Here is a 13,709-nt window from a genome sequence, read left to right as displayed (position 1 = left end):
CTCCCCCTCCTCCCCCACGCCACCACCGGCCTCCATCCGCCTCGTCAGCGCCACGACCGCGTGCGCGGCCGAGGCGAGGGTGGTGTGCCGGTGCCAGCCGCCGAAGGAACGTCCGGCGAAGTCCCGGACGCCCACCCGGTCGGAGATCTCGTGGAAGTCCCGGTCCACCCGGTCCTGCAGCCGGGCCAGCCGCACCAGCGCGGCCGGCGGCACGTTCAGCAGGTCGGTGAGCCACAGCTCGGGGGCCCGGCGGCCGGCCCGCTCGGCCCGTTCCTCAAGGCCGAGCAGCAGCATCTCCCGGTGCCGGACGGGCGCGCCCGCCGCCGTCCGCGCCACCGGCAGCCCGACCCGCACGGCGGCCGCGAGGGCGCTCCGCGCGGTCCCCGGGCCCGCGTCGCGCCAGAGCACCGGGCGCCGGAGGTCCCGGGCGGCGGCCATGACATGCTGGGCGGTGAAGGTACCGCCGCGGCCCGGCAGGGTCGGCTCGGACAGCGTCAGCCGCAGGCTGCCGCCGACCCGGGCGAGGACGGGCACGCCGACGGCGCGCAGCCTGGGCAGGGCCGCCAGGGTGTCGGCCTCCCGGGCGTCCAGCACGACCGGCCGCACCGGCAGGCCCCAGTCCCGCGTCATCCCGGTGAACGCCTCGACCGCGCACTCCCCCCACGTCTCCTCGGTCACCGAGTCCGGGATGCCGGCCTGGCGCCGCCGCGCCGGGTCGTCCAGCCAGGCGCCGGAGAGGTGCAGCCGCCAGCCGACCGGGACGGTGAGCTCCGGCGAGGCCGCCCACACCCCGACGGCCTGCTGGGAGTTGAGCACCTGCCGGGCGTCCGGGCAGAAGCGGCGTTCGACGCCGACGGAGTTGTCGCCGGCCTTGGGGATCGTCATGGGCCGCACCACCCACGCCTGCGGCGGCACGGCCCGTACGACGTGGTGCGCGAGCGCGCGGCGCACCGGGCCCCAGGCCCAGGGGGAGGCGGCGATGAAGTGGTGGAGGCTCTGCTCGGCGGCCGGGCCGCCGGTCTGTGCCGCGATGTTGCGGATGGATTTGCGGCCCCGCGCCCCCAGCAGGCCGCGCAGATAGTCCTCGCCTCGGCGACGCTGGTCGGTGCGGGGCAGGGAGGCGAAGAGGGGGGCGCACAGCTCGGCGAAGACCAGGTCGCGCGCGTCCGGCCCGCCCGGCCCCGGCCACCGCCCATCCGACACCGGTCGCCGCCCGTCCGGCCCCGGTCGCCACCCGTCCGGCAGCGGCCGCCGCCCGGCCGTCATCATGTGCACAGCCGTCCCGTTCATCCCTGTCCCCCGCTTCTTTCCTGCCGGTTCGTTCCCGTCGGCGTTCCCGCACTGGCCGGGCCGGCCACCACCCTCGCCCCGGGGCCCACGCCCGGCACAGGTGTGCCGGGCACCCGGTGAGCCCGCCGGAAGGTGGTCCGGCCACCAGGGGGGCGCGGAGGGGCGGCCGGGGCGCGCGGCGTCGCGTACGCGGGTGTGCCGGGGCCACCGCACCCCCGCGGCGGGCGCCCGGCGCCCCGGCGGACGACGGCCGTGCGGCCGGTCGGCGGGTCCGGGGGGTCGGGCGGTGCGGCGTTGCGGCTACCGTGGTGACGTGCGCCGACGGGAACGAGACACCCGTGGGCGTGGTCGTACCGGTGCCGCCGGCCGCCCGCACGGGAGCGGCGGACCGGTGGACGCCGCATGGGCTCAACTGAGCAGGAAGAAGTGAGCAGGGTGTTGGTGCAGGTCAGCGCGGAATTCCGGAATACGGGGCAGGCGTCGTGCACATTGTGATCATGGGGTGTGGGCGGGTCGGCTCGGCCCTGGCCCAGACCCTGGAGCAGCAAGGCCACACGGTCGCGGTCGTCGACCAGGACCCGACCGCCTTCCGGCGCCTCGGCTCCGGCTTCGGCGGACGGCGGGTGACCGGGGTCGGCTTCGACCAGGACACCCTGCGGGAGGCGGGCATCGAGGAGGCCGGCGCCTTCGCCGCGGTGAGCAGCGGTGACAACTCCAACATCATCGCGGCCCGGGTGGCGCGCGAGATGTTCGGCGTCGAGAACGTCGCCGCCCGCATCTACGACCCGCGCCGCGCGGAGGTCTACCAGCGGCTGGGCATCCCCACGGTGGCCACGGTCCGCTGGACCGCCGACCAGATGCTGCGGCGCTTGCTGCCGTCCGGCGCGGAGCCGCTGTGGCGCGACCCCACCGGGGGCGTCCAGCTGGCCGAGATCCCGGTCGCGGAGGCCTGGATAGGGCACCGGATCAGCAAGCTCCAGGAGGAGACCGGGGTCCGGGTGGCCTTCCTCACCCGGCTGGGCGAGGCCGTCCTCCCGTCGTCCTCGACGGTGCTGCAGGAAGGCGACCTCGTGCACGTGATGATGCGCACCGACGAGGTCGAGACGGTGGAGGCCGCGTTCGCGCAGGGCCCCGAGGAAGGTGGCCACTGATGCGAGTCGCAATCGCGGGAGCGGGCGCCGTCGGCCGGTCGATCGCCGGCGAGTTGCTGGAGAACGGGCACGAGGTCCTGCTCATCGACAAGGCGCCGTCCGCCATCTCGGTGGAGCGGGTGCCGCTGGCCGAGTGGCTGCTGGCCGACGCCTGTGAGATCACCTCGCTCGACGAGGCGGCGCTCCAGCGCTGCAACGTCGTGATCGCCGCCACCGGTGACGACAAGGTCAACCTCGTCGTCTCGCTGCTGGCCAAGACGGAGTACGGGGTCCCGCGCGTCGTGGCGCGGGTGAACAACCCCAAGAACGAGTGGCTGTTCAACGAGTCCTGGGGCGTGGACGTCGCCGTCTCGACGCCGCGCCTGATGTCGGCCCTGGTCGAGGAGGCGGTGAGCGTCGGCGACCTGGTCCGGCTGCTGCGCTTCAGCCAGGGGGACGCCAACCTGGTCGAGCTGACGCTGCCCCCGGAGGCGGCGCTCGCCGGGACGCGCGTCGGCGACGTGGACTGGCCCGAGGACACCTCGCTGGTCACCATCATCCGCGGCAACCGCGTCCTCACCCCCAACAAGGAGGACGTTCTGGAGGCCGGCGACGAGCTGCTGTTCGTCGCGGCGCCGGCGCGCGAGGAGCAGCTGGAAGACCTGCTGTCGGTCCGCCGCGAGGAGCCCACCGACTGACGCTGAGGCGCGACGCTTGATGTGCGAGAGCCCCCGGGACACGCGTTCCGGGGGCTCTCTTACGTTCACCAGCGGGGGCAGGAGGACGCTACGGGGTCACCCGGTCCTCCGACGTACCGCTCGCGGTCTTCGCCTCGCGCTCGGCGGCCTCCGCCGCCTCCATCTCCGCGAACACGTCGATCGGCGGCGGCGCCTTGGCCAGGAAGATCCAGGTCAGGTAGACGGAGAGCAGCATCGGCGGGATGCCGAGCGCCACCTTGACCCAGCCGAGCTGGGTGGCGTCGCCCCACCAGTACAGCGGGAAGAGGATCGCCGACTTGGCGAGCAGGATCAGCCCCCAGGCCCAACTGGCCTTGGTGTACGCCTTCTTGCGGCCGGGGTTGCGGGTGCGCCAGGAGAGGTTCTCCTTGAACACCGGGCCGAGGATCAGGCCGAGCAGCGGGCAGCCGAGCAGGGCCGTCACGATGTAGGCGATCGCCAGGCCGAGGGTGTAGAGCATGCCCGGCAGGTAGAAGTTCTTGGCGTCGCCGGACATCATCGCGAAGACCGCGCCGAAGGCCACGCCGAAGACGCCGCTGAAGGCGTGCTTCAGGGTGTCCTTGCGGACCAGCCGGGCGACACCGAGCACCAGGGACAGCGCCAGCGCGGCGATGGCCGCGGTGTGGATGTCCCGCTTGACGGTGAAGACCGCGACGAACACCAGGCCGGGCACGGTGGTCTCCACCATGCCCCGGACCCCGCCGAACGCCTCGAACAGGGCGGCTTCGGTGGCCGAGCGGGAATCGTCGTCCCGATGTCTTCCGGTCGGCCGGTCCATCGGTTCGTCGAGAGACGACAAGGGCTACTCCTGTCCGAGCGGTCGGAGTTCGTATCGGGGGTTGAACAGCACTCTCCGGCCGCGGCTCATGGAGATGCGACCGGAGGCGATCAGCTTACGGCCCGGTTCTATCCCGGCGATGGAACGGCGCCCCAGCCAGACGACGTCCACGGCGGCGGAGCCGTCGAACAGCTCGGCCTCCAGGGCGGGGACCCCGGCCCGGGGGCGCAGGGTGACGGTCCGCAGCGTTCCGGTGACCTTGACGATCTGCCGGTCACCGCAGTCGCCGATCTTCGTGCAGCCCACCGCTTCCGCGTCCTGCTGCAGCTCCGCGTCGTGCAGCTCCTCCTGCGAGGTGGAAAGCCGGTCGAGCATCCGGCGGAAACGGCCGGTCGGCTTGTCGGAACGGGATACGGCACTCATGAACCCAGCGTACCGGGGCCGGGGAGGGGCCTTGCAGCCTCCGGCCGCGCCTTTCCCGCCGAACCCACGGGCCCCGGCCCCCCGCCCCGCTCACAGCTCGAACCGGTACCCCATCCCCGGCTCCGTGATGAAGTGCTTCGGATGCGACGGATCCTGCTCCAGCTTCCGCCGCAGCTGCGCCATGTACACCCGCAGGTAGTTCGTCTCCGTCCCGTACGACGGCCCCCACACCTCCTGGAGCAACTGCTTCTGGCTGACGAGACGGCCCGTATTGCGGACCAGGACCTCCAGCAGGTGCCACTCCGTCGGCGTGAGCCGGACGTCCCGGCCCCCGCGGTTGACCTTCTTCGCCGCCAGGTCGACCGTGAAGGCCTCGGTCTCGACGATCGCGTCGTCGCCCGCCGCCGCGGCCCCCGTGGGCTCGGCGCGGCGGACGGCCGCACGCAGCCGGGCCAGCAGTTCGTCCATGCCGAACGGCTTGGTGACGTAGTCGTCGGCGCCCGCGTCCAGCGCCTCGACCTTCTCGTCGGAGGTCTGGCGGGCCGAGAGCACCAGGATCGGCACCCGGGTCCAGCCGCGCAGCCCCTTGATCACCTCGACGCCGTCCATGTCGGGCAGGCCCAGGTCGAGGATGACGACGTCGGGGTGGCGGGCGGCGGCGAGCTGGAGGGCGGTGGCGCCGTCGGGGGCCGCGTCCACCTCGTACTTGCGGGCCTTGAGGTTGATCACAAGAGCGCGGACGATCTGCGGCTCGTCATCCACCACGAGCACCCGGTTCATGCGGGACCACCTCTGCTGTTCATGCGGACCCCGCCGTGGGGTCCGGGAAATCGACGGGGAGCGGCCGGACGGCCCGGGTGACGGCTCACGTCGTGGCCTGCGCGGGAAGATCGGGGCGCACCGGCGGGCGCCCCGCCGCCATCCGCAGGGTGAGCACCATCGTCATGCCGCCGCCGGGGGTGTCCTCGGCGGCGAGCGTGCCGCCCATGGCCTCGGCGAAGCCGCGGGCCACCGCGAGGCCCAGCCCGACGCCGGCGCCGCGCGGGGCGTCGCCGTAGCGCTGGAAGGGCTCGAAGATCCGGTCCTTGGCGCTGTCGGGGACGCCGGGGCCCCGGTCGGCCACGCGCAGTTCGACGCGGTCGCCGAGGGCGCTGGCGGCCACGTGCACGGGCGTGCCGGCCGGGCTGTACTTGACGGCGTTCTCGACGATGTTGGCGACGCTGCGCTCCAGCAGGCCCGGGTCGACGGCGACCATCGGCAGCGTCTCGGGGATGTCGAGGGTGACGCTGCCCTCCGGGACGCCGCCGAGGGCCATCGGGACCACCTCGTCGAGGTCGATCTCGCGGATGAGCGGGGTGACGGTGCCGGTCTGGAGGCGGGACATGTCGAGGAGGTTGCCGACGAGGTGGTCGAGGCGGTCGGCGCCGTCCTCGATGCCGGCCAGCAGCTCGGCCTCGTCCTCCTCGGACCAGGCGACGTCGTCGGAGCGCAGCGACGTGACCGCCGCCTTGATGGCGGCGAGGGGGGTGCGCAGGTCGTGGCTGACGGCGGCCAGCAGGGCGGTGCGGATCCGGTTGCCCTCGTCCAGCCTGCGGGCCCGCTCGGCCTCGCCGACCAGCCGCTGGCGGTCCAGGACCAGCGCGGCCTGGGCGGCGAAGGCGGCCAGCACCCGGCGGTCCTCGGCGGGCAGGACGCGTCCGGCGAGGACCAGCGCCATGGTGTCGCCGACGGGCATGTCCACATCGCCGTCCTCGGGGCGCAGCAGCGGCTTCCCGGAGTTGCCGACGACGCTCGCGGCGCAGGTCCAGGGGTCGACGTCGCTGGCGCGCTCCAGGAGGGCGACGGAGTCCATGGAGAAGGTCTCCCGCAGCCGCTCCAGCAGCGCTTCCAGGCTGTTGTCGCCGCGCAGCACGCTGCCGGCCAGGAACGACAGTATTTCCGACTCGGCGCGCAGCCGGGCGGCCTGGTGGGTGCGGCGGGCGGCCAGGTCGACGACGGAGGCGACGGACACCGCGACGAAGACGAAGATCGCCATGGCGACGATGTTCTTCGGGTTGGTGATGGTCAGCCGGTGTACGGGCTCGACGAAGTAGTAGTTGAGGAGCAGCGAGCCGAAGGCGGCCGAGGCCAGCGCCGGCAGCAGCCCGCCGAGCAGGGCGGCGGCCACCGTCATGCACAGGAACAGCAGCATGTCGTTGGCCAGGCCCAGGTCCGGGACGACGTGCGTCAGCAGCAGGCTGAGCAGGGCGGCCCCGGCGACGCCGACGACCCAGCCGGCCACGATGCGGCCCTTGCCGAGCCGGGCGCCGCGGGCGACGGGCAGTCCCCGGCCCTTGGCGACCTCCTCGTGGGTGACGATGTGCACGTCGAGGTCGGGGCCCGAGTCCCGGGCGACGGTCTGCCCGACGCCGGGCCCGAAGATGTACTGCCAGGTCTTGCGGCGGCTGGAGCCGAGGACGATCTGGGTGGCGTTGACGCCGCGCGCGAACTCCAGCAGGGACGCGGGCACGTCGTCGCCTATGACGTGGTGGAAGGTGCCGCCCAGGTCCTCCACGAGGGTCCGCTGGACCGCCAGCTCCTTCGGCGACGCGGCGGTCAGCCCGTCGCTGCGGGCGATGTAGACGGCGAGGATCTCGCTGCCGGAGCCCTTGGCCGCCATCCGGGCGGCGCGCCGGATGAGGGTGCGGCCCTCGGGGCCGCCGGTGAGGCCCACGACGATCCGCTCGCGGGCCTGCCATATCGTCGAGACGTCGTGGTCGGAGCGGTACTGCCGCAGGTACTCGTCGACCCGGTCGGCGGTCCACAGCAGGGCCAGCTCGCGCAGGGCGGTGAGGTTGCCGGGGCGGAAGTAGTTGGAGAGCGCCGCGTCGACCTTGTCGGGCTGGTAGATGTTGCCGTGCGCCATGCGCCGGCGCAGCGCCTGCGGCGACATGTCGACGAGCTCGATCTGCCCGGCCCGGCGGACGACCTCGTCGGGGACGGTCTCCTGCTGGCGGACGCCCGTGATCGACTCGACCACGTCGCCCAGCGACTCCAGGTGCTGGATGTTGAGGGTCGAGACGACGTCGATGCCGGCCTGGAGCAGTTCCTCGACGTCCTGCCAGCGCTTGGTGTTGCGCGAGCCGGGGACGTTGGTGTGGGCGAGCTCGTCGACGAGGGCGACGGCGGGGCGGCGGGCCAGGACGGCGTCGACGTCCATCTCGGTGAAGACGCCGTCCCGGTAGCGGATCTCGCGCCGGGGCACCTCTTCCAGGCCGCGCAGCATGACCTCGGTGCGCGGCCGGCCGTGGTGCTCTACGAACCCCACGACGACGTCGGTGCCGCGCTCCACCCGTCGGTGGGCCTCGGAGAGCATGGCGTAGGTCTTGCCGACGCCCGGTGCCGCACCGAGGTAGATCCGGAGATTGCCGCGTCCCATGGCCCCATTGTCTTTCAGCGTCGCGCCGGGGACCGGGCCGGTTCTCCGTCCTGGATGCCGCACCGGCGCGCAGTCGAAGCTTACGGCGGGCGGTCCGGACATTTCGGGCCCACCGGGAGCGTGCGCCGGGTATTGACGCAGCTCTGACGCCTGACCGGCCCGGAAGGCGGGGCGGCAACCTCCCGGAAGGCGTATCGGGACGATCCGGAATAACGTGAAGGTATCTCCCGGGTGGCCGGGTGCGGCCGCCCCTCCCCCGAGCCCCCGCCGACGAGGAGGCACCGATGCCCGATCACCCCACCCGCCCCGATCGCACGCTCCGGGACAAGGTCGTCGTGATCGGCGGCGCGTCCCGGAACCTCGGCGGCCTGCTCGCCCGGGAGGTCGCCCGGGACGGCGCCAAGGTCGTCGTCCACTACAACAGCGACTCCTCGCGCGACCTGGCCGAGCGGACGGCCGAGGACGTCCGGAAGGCCGGCGGCGAGGCCGTCACCCACCAGGGCGACCTGACCCGGGTCGCGGAGGTGGAGAAGCTCTTCGACGTGGCGGTCGAGGCCTTCGGCAGGGTCGACTGCGTGGTCAACACCGCCGGCATGGTCATCAAGAAGCCGATGACCGAGACGACGGAGGAGGAGTTCGACAAGATGTTCGCCGTCAACACCAAGGCGGCGTACTTCATGATGCGCGAGGCCGCCAAGCGCGTGGAGGACGGCGGAAAGATCGTCACCATCGTCACCTCGCTGCTGGCCGCCTACACCGGCCTGTACTCCGTCTACGCCGGCAGCAAGGCGCCCGTCGAGCACTTCACCCGCGCCCTGTCCAAGGAGCTGTTCGGCCGGAACATCTCGGTCAACAACATCGCCCCCGGTCCGATGGACACCGGCTTCTTCTACCCGGCCGAGACGGACGACTCCATCGCGTACCACAAGTCGTCCGCCATGAACGGCGAGCTCACGAAGATCGAGGACATCGTCCCGTATGTGAAGTTCCTGCTCACGGACGGCTGGTGGCTCAACGGGCAGACGCTGTTCGTCAACGGCGGCTACACCACGCGCTGACACGGCGAAGGGCCGCGCCGGACGGATCCGGCGCGCCCCTCCCCGTGGACTAACGGTCGGCGGCCAGCTTCCTCAACGCCACGTTCAGCTTCAGGACGTTGACGCGCTCCTCGCCCATGAAGCCGAGCAGCCGCCCGTCCGTGTGGTCCTTCACCAGCCGCTCGACCTCGTCGGCCGGCAGGCCGTTGGCCTTGGCGACGCGGGCCGCCTGAAGGCGGGCGTACGCCGGGGAGATGTCCGGGTCGACGCCGGAGGCCGAGGCGGTGAGGGCGTCCACCGGGACCGACGCCGGGGAGACGCCGTTGAAGGCGGCGACGTCCGCGCGGCGCTTCTCGACGCTCTCCAGCAGCACCTTGCTGTCGGCCGCCAGGTTGGAGGCGCCCGAGACGAGCAGGCTGTACTTGGTGTTCTCGGTGTTGGGCCCGGCCGCCGAGGGGCGCGGCTGGAAGAACTTCGGGTCCGGCAGCGGGTTGCCGTCCTTGTCCTTCTTGTCGAGCGTGTAGCTCTGGCCGAGGAGCGCCGAGCCGACGGACTTGCCGTCCACCTTCACCTCGGAGCCGTTCGCCTTGTCGTGGAAGGCCAGTTGGGCCAGGCCCGTGACGACCAGCGGGTAGATCACGCCGCAGATCACCGTGAGGACGAGCAGGGCCCGGAGCCCCGCCCCCGCCACTCGGGCCGCGCTGCGTACGGAGATGTTCATGGTGTCGTCACCCGATGCCAGGGATGAGGGAGATGAGCAGGTCGATGATTTTGATGCCGATGAACGGGGAGATCAGGCCGCCCAGCCCGTAGATCAGGAGGTTGCGGCGGAGCATCGCGTCCGCGCTCATGGGCCGGTAGCGGACGCCCTTGAGGGCGAGCGGAACCAGCGCCACGATGATCAGCGCGTTGAAGACGACGGCCGACAGGATCGCGGTCTGCGGCGAGTGCAGGCTCATGATGTTGAGCTTGTCGAGGCCCGGATAGGCCACCGCGAACATCGCCGGGATGATCGCGAAGTACTTCGCGACGTCGTTGGCGATGGAGAACGTCGTCAGCGCGCCCCGGGTGATCAGCAGTTGCTTGCCGATCTCCACGATCTCGATGAGCTTGGTCGGATCGGAGTCGAGGTCGACCATGTTGCCGGCCTCCTTGGCGGCCGACGTACCGGTGTTCATCGCCACGCCGACGTCCGCCTGGGCCAGCGCGGGCGCGTCGTTCGTCCCGTCGCCGGTCATCGCGACGAGCTTGCCGCCGGCCTGCTCGCGCTTGATGAGGGCCATCTTGTCCTCGGGGGTGGCCTCGGCGAGGAAGTCGTCGACGCCCGCCTCCTCGGCGATGGCCTTGGCCGTCAGCGGGTTGTCACCCGTGATCATGACGGTCTTGATGCCCATGCGGCGCAGTTCCTCGAACCGCTCCCGCATGCCCTCCTTGACCACGTCCTTGAGGTGGATGACACCCAGGACCCGCGCGCCCTTGTCGTCCTCGACGGCCACGAGCAGCGGGGTGCCGCCCGCCTGCGAGATGTCGTCGGTGAGCTGCCGGGCGTCCCCGGCGACCGTGCCGCCCCGCTCCTCGACCCAGGCGATCACCGAACCGGTCGCGCCCTTGCGCACCTTGCGGCCGTCCACGTCCACACCCGACATCCGGGTCTGGGCGGTGAACGGGATCCACTCGGCGCCCACCAGCTCGCCCTCGTGCCGCTCCCGCAGCCCGTACTTCTCCTTGGCGAGGACGACGATCGAGCGGCCCTCCGGCGTCTCGTCGGCGAGCGACGAGAGCTGTGCCGCGTCCGCGACCTCGGCCGCCATGGTGCCCTTGACGGGCACGAACTCGGCGGCCTGCCGGTTGCCGTAGGTGATGGTGCCGGTCTTGTCGAGCAGCAGCGTCGAGACGTCGCCCGCGGCCTCCACCGCGCGCCCGGACATCGCCAGGACGTTCCGCTGCACCAGCCGGTCCATGCCGGCGATGCCGATCGCCGACAGCAGCGCGCCGATCGTGGTCGGGATGAGGCAGACCAGCAGGGCCGCCAGGACGATCATCGTCTGTTCGGCGCCCGCGTGGATGGCGAACGGCTGGAGGGTGACGACCGCCAGCAGGAAGACGATGGTCAGCGAGGCCAGCAGGATGTTGAGCGCGATCTCGTTCGGCGTCTTCTGCCGGGCCGCGCCCTCGACCAGGTTGATCATCCGGTCGATGAAGGTCTCGCCCGGCTTGGTGGTGATCTTGATGACGATGCGGTCGGAGAGCACCTTGGTGCCGCCGGTGACGGCCGAGCGGTCGCCGCCGGACTCCCGGATCACCGGGGCGGACTCGCCCGTGATCGCCGACTCGTCCACGGAGGCCACACCCTCGACGACGTCGCCGTCGCCCGGGATGACGTCCCCGGCCTCGCAGACGACCAGGTCGCCGACGCGCAGCTCGGTGCCGGGCACCGACTCCTCGGAACCGCCGGTCAGCCGGCGGGCCACGGTGCCGGTCTTGGCCTGGCGCAGGGTGTCGGCCTGCGCCTTGCCCCGGCCCTCGGCGACGGCCTCCGCCAGGTTGGCGAAGAGGACGGTCAGCCAGAGCCAGACGGTGATCGTCCAGCCGAACCAGTCGCCCGGGTCCTTCAGGGCCAGCGCGGTGGTGACCACCGAGCCGACCTCGACCACGAACATCACCGGGGACTTGACCATCACCCGGGGGTCGAGCTTCCGGAAGGCGTCCGGCAGCGACTTCAGCAGTTGCGCCGGATCGAACAGGCCGCCGGTGACCCGGCCGTGCTCCTCGGAGCCGTGCGGCCGCTCGTCGCCCTCGGGGGCGGTACGGACAGGGGTGGTGGTGCTCATGAAAGTCCCTCCGCCATCGGGCCAAGGGCCAGGGCCGGGAAGTAGGTCAAGCCGGTGATGACGATGATCGCGCCCACGAGCAGCCCCGCGAACAGCGGCTTCTCGGTACGCAGGGTGCCCGCGGTCTCGGGGACGGGCCGCTGCTCGGCGAGCGAGCCGGCCAGGGCCAGGACGAAGACCATCGGCAGGAAACGGCCGAGCAGCATGGCGAGGCCGATCGTGGTGTTGTACCAGGGCGTGTTGGCGTTGAGGCCGGCGAAGGCCGAGCCGTTGTTGTTGGCGCCGGAGGTGAAGGCGTACAGAACCTCGGAGAAGCCGTGCGCCCCGCTGCCGTGCACCGAGTTGCCCGCGGTGTTGAGGATCGACTCCGGCGGCGACGACAGCGCCATCGACAGGGCGGTGAAGCCCAGCACCAGCGTCGGGGTGACGAGGATGTAGCAGGCGGCGAGCTTGATCTCGCGGGTGCCGATCTTCTTCCCCAGGTACTCGGGCGTCCGGCCGACCATCAGGCCCGCGATGAACACCGCGATGACCGCCATCACGAGCATGCCGTAGAGGCCGGACCCGACACCGCCGGGCGCGATCTCGCCGAGCATCATGCCCAGCAGCGTGATCCCGCCGCCGAGGCCGGTGAACGAGGAGTGGAACGAGTCCACCGCGCCGGTCGAGGTGAGGGTCGTGGTGGTCGCGAAGATCGCCGAGGCGCCGACGCCGAACCGCTGCTCCTTGCCCTCCATCGCCCCGCCGGCCGCCTGGAGCGCGGCGCCGTGGTGGGCGTACTCGGTCCACATCATCAGCGCGGTGAAGCCGAGCCAGATCAGGCCCATCGTGGCCAGGATCGCGTAACCCTGCCGGACGTTGCCGACCAGCTTGCCGAAGGTGCGGGTGAGGGCGAAGGGGATGACGAGGATCAGGAAGATCTCGAAGAGGTTGGAGAACGCGTTCGGGTTCTCGAAGGGGTGGGCGGAGTTGGCGTTGAAGTAGCCGCCGCCGTTGGTGCCCAGCTCCTTGATGACCTCCTGCGAGGCCACGGCACCGCCGTTGACCTGCTGGGTGCCGCCGGTCAGCTGTCCGATCTCGTGGATGCCCGCGAAGTTCTGGATCGCGCCGCAGGCCACCAGGACCAGCGCGCCGATCACCGAGATCGGGATCAGGATGCGGACGGTGCCGCGCACCAGGTCGGTCCAGAAGTTGCCGAGTTCACCCGTGCGGGACCGGGCGAAGCCCCGGACCAGCGCGATGGCGACGGCCATGCCGACGGCGGCGGAGACGAAGTTCTGCACCGCGAGGCCGAGCGTCTGCACGGCGTGGCCCATGGCCTGCTCGCCGCTGTACGACTGCCAGTTGGTGTTGGCGACGAACGACGCGGCGGTGTTGAACGCCTGGTCGGGCGAGATCGCCGTGAAGCCGAGCGACAGCCGGCCGGGCAGCACGCCCTGAATCCGCTGGAGCAGGTAGAGGAAGAGGATGCTCGCCAGCGAGAAGGCCAGCACGCCGCGCAGGTACGCGGGCCAGCGCATCCCGGCGCGAGGGTCCGCGCCGATCAGGCGGTAGATCCACCGCTCGGCGCGCAGGTGCTTCTCGGAGCTGTACACGCCGGCCATGTAGTCGCCGAGCGGGCGGTACACCAGCGCCAGCGCCGCGACGACCGCGGTGAGCTGGAGGACTCCGGAGAGGACGGGGCTCATATCTGTGCTCAGAACCTCTCCGGGAAGACGAGGGCGAGGATCAGGTAGCCCAGCAGGGCGACGGCCACGACCAGGCCGACGACGTTCTCGGTGCTCACAGCTTCGTCACCCCCTTGGCGACGAGAGCCACCAACGCGAAGACCGCGATCGCGGTGGCGACGAAGGCCACGTCGGCCATCGTGTGCTCCTAGAGAGTTCGGATATGAACGGACCTCTAGAGCAAACCCCCGTCACCGCTGGGGACGGCCTTCGTTGACGCCTCCCTTACGGCCATTAGCGCGCCTTTGACGAGATCCATACGGGGACGCCGAGGACCTGCGAAAACGCCGCGGGGGGGGGGGGGGGGGGGGGGGGGGGGGGGGGGGGGGGGGGGGGGG

Annotated in this window: 12 protein-coding genes; 3 read left to right on the top strand and 9 right to left on the bottom strand. The window is 71.8% G+C overall.

What is annotated here, in order from left to right; translation table 11 throughout:
- Positions 1–1,290: IS701 family transposase (locus tag ACSNOK_RS21965; protein WP_436782453.1), on the bottom strand; the 1,290-nt coding region annotated here is incomplete at its 3' end.
- Positions 1,291–1,772: 482 nt separating this feature from the next.
- Here ACSNOK_RS21965 and ACSNOK_RS21960 point away from each other — a divergent pair.
- Together ACSNOK_RS21960 and ACSNOK_RS21955 are read left to right on the top strand one after the other, a co-directional pair.
- A complete protein-coding gene (locus ACSNOK_RS21960) occupies positions 1,773–2,441 on the top strand; it encodes a potassium channel family protein (RefSeq protein WP_152263938.1) in 669 nt (222 codons plus the stop codon).
- Entirely contained in the window at positions 2,441–3,118 is a 678-nt protein-coding gene (locus tag ACSNOK_RS21955; RefSeq protein ID WP_436782452.1) for a potassium channel family protein, read from the top strand. The genes ACSNOK_RS21960 and ACSNOK_RS21955 overlap by 1 nt, the downstream gene beginning before the upstream one ends.
- A gap of 88 nt (positions 3,119–3,206) precedes the next feature.
- On the opposite strand, the gene ACSNOK_RS21950 is transcribed toward ACSNOK_RS21955, so the two are convergent.
- From ACSNOK_RS21950 to ACSNOK_RS21935, 4 genes are all read right to left on the bottom strand, one after another.
- Positions 3,207–3,956: a DUF3159 domain-containing protein gene (locus ACSNOK_RS21950; protein WP_436782451.1), complete on the bottom strand. Its 750-nt coding sequence runs from the start codon at positions 3,954–3,956 to the stop codon at positions 3,207–3,209.
- 3 nt (positions 3,957–3,959) lie between these two features.
- A complete protein-coding gene (locus ACSNOK_RS21945; protein WP_436782450.1) occupies positions 3,960–4,358 on the bottom strand; it encodes an OB-fold nucleic acid binding domain-containing protein in 399 nt (132 codons plus the stop codon).
- A gap of 90 nt (positions 4,359–4,448) precedes the next feature.
- Positions 4,449–5,138, bottom strand: a complete 690-nt coding sequence (locus ACSNOK_RS21940) for a response regulator (protein ID WP_436782449.1) — start codon at positions 5,136–5,138, stop codon at positions 4,449–4,451.
- A gap of 85 nt (positions 5,139–5,223) precedes the next feature.
- Positions 5,224–7,776 (bottom strand): ATP-binding protein, encoded by a 2,553-nt coding sequence (locus tag ACSNOK_RS21935; RefSeq protein ID WP_436782448.1) that lies wholly within the window; start codon positions 7,774–7,776, stop codon positions 5,224–5,226.
- A gap of 284 nt (positions 7,777–8,060) precedes the next feature.
- Between ACSNOK_RS21935 and ACSNOK_RS21930 the strand changes: the two genes are divergently transcribed.
- On the top strand, positions 8,061–8,834 hold the full coding sequence (locus ACSNOK_RS21930; protein ID WP_436782447.1) for an SDR family oxidoreductase: 774 nt from the start codon (positions 8,061–8,063) through the stop codon (positions 8,832–8,834).
- Between the two features lie 49 nt (positions 8,835–8,883).
- Here ACSNOK_RS21930 and kdpC read toward each other — a convergent pair whose 3' ends face one another.
- From kdpC to kdpF, 4 genes are read right to left on the bottom strand one after another with little or no spacing between them, the layout of a single operon-like run.
- Positions 8,884–9,534 (bottom strand): potassium-transporting ATPase subunit KdpC, encoded by a 651-nt coding sequence (gene kdpC, locus ACSNOK_RS21925; protein ID WP_436782446.1) that lies wholly within the window; start codon positions 9,532–9,534, stop codon positions 8,884–8,886.
- 7 nt (positions 9,535–9,541) lie between these two features.
- Positions 9,542–11,644 carry a potassium-transporting ATPase subunit KdpB gene (kdpB, locus tag ACSNOK_RS21920; protein ID WP_436782445.1) on the bottom strand — a complete coding sequence of 701 codons (2,103 nt, stop codon included), beginning with the start codon at positions 11,642–11,644 and terminating at the stop codon, positions 9,542–9,544.
- Positions 11,641–13,332 (bottom strand): potassium-transporting ATPase subunit KdpA, encoded by a 1,692-nt coding sequence (kdpA, locus tag ACSNOK_RS21915; RefSeq protein ID WP_436782444.1) that lies wholly within the window; start codon positions 13,330–13,332, stop codon positions 11,641–11,643. The genes kdpB and kdpA overlap by 4 nt, the downstream gene beginning before the upstream one ends.
- 8 nt (positions 13,333–13,340) lie before the next feature.
- Positions 13,341–13,430, bottom strand: coding sequence for a K(+)-transporting ATPase subunit F (gene kdpF, locus ACSNOK_RS21910; RefSeq protein WP_109284084.1), 90 nt, complete (start codon positions 13,428–13,430; stop codon positions 13,341–13,343).
- Positions 13,431–13,709 lie beyond the last annotated feature (279 nt).

The sequence above is a fragment of the Streptomyces sp. URMC 126 genome, from assembly GCF_051386555.1.
In the GTDB taxonomy this organism is placed as follows: Bacteria; Actinomycetota; Actinomycetes; order Streptomycetales; family Streptomycetaceae; genus Streptomyces.
This window is presented reverse-complemented; position numbering and strand designations above follow the sequence as displayed.

What these genes read in the sequence shown, in the direction of transcription:
- kdpB (WP_436782445.1), bottom strand. Translation starts at nt 11,644, where the DNA reads ATGAGCACCACCACCCCTGTCCGTACCGCCCCCGAGGGCGACGAGCGG.
- ACSNOK_RS21930 (WP_436782447.1), top strand. Translation starts at nt 8,061, where the DNA reads ATGCCCGATCACCCCACCCGCCCCGATCGCACGCTCCGGGACAAGGTC.
- ACSNOK_RS21955 (WP_436782452.1), top strand. Translation starts at nt 2,441, where the DNA reads ATGCGAGTCGCAATCGCGGGAGCGGGCGCCGTCGGCCGGTCGATCGCC.
- ACSNOK_RS21945 (WP_436782450.1), bottom strand. Translation starts at nt 4,358, where the DNA reads ATGAGTGCCGTATCCCGTTCCGACAAGCCGACCGGCCGTTTCCGCCGG.
- ACSNOK_RS21940 (WP_436782449.1), bottom strand. Translation starts at nt 5,138, where the DNA reads ATGAACCGGGTGCTCGTGGTGGATGACGAGCCGCAGATCGTCCGCGCT.
- kdpC (WP_436782446.1), bottom strand. Translation starts at nt 9,534, where the DNA reads ATGAACATCTCCGTACGCAGCGCGGCCCGAGTGGCGGGGGCGGGGCTC.
- kdpA (WP_436782444.1), bottom strand. Translation starts at nt 13,332, where the DNA reads ATGAGCCCCGTCCTCTCCGGAGTCCTCCAGCTCACCGCGGTCGTCGCG.
- ACSNOK_RS21935 (WP_436782448.1), bottom strand. Translation starts at nt 7,776, where the DNA reads ATGGGACGCGGCAATCTCCGGATCTACCTCGGTGCGGCACCGGGCGTC.